General features: G+C 75.1%; 2 protein-coding genes and 1 pseudogene. All 3 read left to right on the forward strand.

Features of this window, described 5'->3' with window-relative positions; genetic code table 11:
- The first annotated feature begins 294 nt into the window (after window positions 1-294).
- Window positions 295-588 (forward strand): hypothetical protein, encoded by a 294-nt coding sequence (locus tag HO151_RS01175; RefSeq protein WP_173894283.1) that lies wholly within the window; start codon window positions 295-297, stop codon window positions 586-588.
- 32 nt (window positions 589-620) lie between these two features.
- Window positions 621-1364 (forward strand): ABC transporter ATP-binding protein, encoded by a 744-nt coding sequence (locus tag HO151_RS01180; RefSeq protein WP_173894284.1) that lies wholly within the window; start codon window positions 621-623, stop codon window positions 1362-1364.
- A gap of 4 nt (window positions 1365-1368) precedes the next feature.
- Window positions 1369-1867: pseudogene (locus HO151_RS01185) on the forward strand (ABC transporter permease); the annotation flags it as partial.

Here is a 1867-nt window from a genome sequence, read left to right on the forward strand (position 1 = left end):
CGCCGGCCGCACCGGCCGCGCCTTCGGTCCCGCCGCCCCGGGTCCCGCCCTCGGCCGGCTCGTCGTGCCGGGTGGAGGTCGGCATCGGCGGACTCCCCTCTCGTTCCCCGGCGGCCCCGTCCGGGCGGCCGCTCCGCTGTAGAGGAGGAGCGTAGAGGTACAGCCTGCTGTACCCCCATTCGGGCTGCTGGCGGGCTCGGCCGCCCGGGGTCCCGATCCGTAGCTTCGATGACGACGGCGCGGCCCGACCGGGGTTGGCGCGACGACTCGAAGACGACTTGAAGAGGGACAGCGATGACGGCCACGGACCCCTACCGCTTCGACGGCGGGACACGGAACTTCGACGGCGGCACACGGAGCACGGACCCCGCCGCACCGGGCGCCACCCGAGACGGCGTCGCCGGTGACGGCGTCACCCGGTCCGACGTCGTGCGTACGGCCCTGTGGCTGGTGCTGGTCATCAGCACGGTCGGCAACATGGCGGCCTCGCTCAGCGGCGCCTCGACCCGGATCCACCTGGTCTGCGGCGCGGTCACCGCGCTCTGCGCGACGGTGCTCGTCCTCCGTCACCTGCGGGGCCGTCGGTGAACGGCTTCCCCGCGGGAGCCGGCCACCCGGCGGTGCAGCCCTCCTCCACCTCCGCCCCCGCCCCGGCCATCGCGCTCTCGAACGTCAGCAAGACGTACGCGGGAGGCGTCCGCGCCCTCAACGACGTGTCGCTGACCGTGGACCACGGCACCTTCCTCGCCGTGATGGGGCCCTCGGGGTCCGGCAAGAGCACGCTGATGCACTGCGCCGCCGGTCTGGACTCCCCCACCTCGGGGAGCATCCGCATCGGCGGCCGCGAGATCAGCGGACTGAACGAGACCCGCCGCACCGAACTGCGCCGCGAGCACATCGGGTTCGTGTTCCAGGCCTACAACCTGGTCCCCGCCCTCAGCGTCGCCGACAACATCACCCTGCCGCTGCGGCTGGCGGGACGGGCCCCCGACCACGCGTGGCTGCGGACGCTGGTCGAGCGGGTCGGCCTCGCCGACCGGCTGTCGCACCGGCCAGCCGAGCTCTCCGGCGGCCAGCAGCAGCGGGCCGCGATCGTACGGGCGCTGGTGGCCAAGCCCGCCGTCGTGTTCGCGGACGAGCCGACCGGCGCCCTGGACCTGCGCAGCGCCCACGAGGTGCTGGGCCTGCTGCGCGAACTCGTCGACGAACTGCGCCAGACGGTGGTGATGGTCACCCACGACCCGGGGGCCGCCGCCCAGGCGCACCACGCGCTGGTGATGGCCGACGGCCGGGTGGTCGACACCCTGGCCCGGCCCACCGCCCTCGAACTGGCCGACCGCCTCGTCAAGCTGGGAGAGGTCTAGAAGCATGCTGCATCTCGCGGTCCGCATGGCCGGACACCGGATCACCGCCCTGCTGGCGGTGGCGTGCGCGGTGTTCGGCGGCGCGGCACTGATCACCGGGACCGGGGTGCTGGCCGAGTCCGGCATCCGCTCCCAGCTGCCGGCCGGCCGGCTCGCCGGCGCGGACGTCGTGGTCTCCGCCGAACAGAACCTGCGTCCGGGCGGTGACCTGCCGATCGCGCTCCCGGAGCGCGCCACGGTCGCGGCCGGGCTGGTCGACCGGCTGGGCCGACTGCCCGGTGTCACCGCCGCGGTCGGCGACGTCGGCTTCCCGGCCGCCGTGATCGACGCCCGCGGCCGGGTCGTACCGTCCGGGGAACCGGAGGCGGCCGGGCACGGCTGGTCCTCGACGAAGCTGTCCGAGGACCCCGGGATCGACGGCTCCGCGCCCACCGGCACCCGTGAGGTGGCCCTCGACGACGCGACGGCGGGGGCCGCGGGCGTCGGGGTGGGCGACCGCGTGG

This window comes from Streptomyces sp. 8P21H-1, assembly GCF_013302945.1.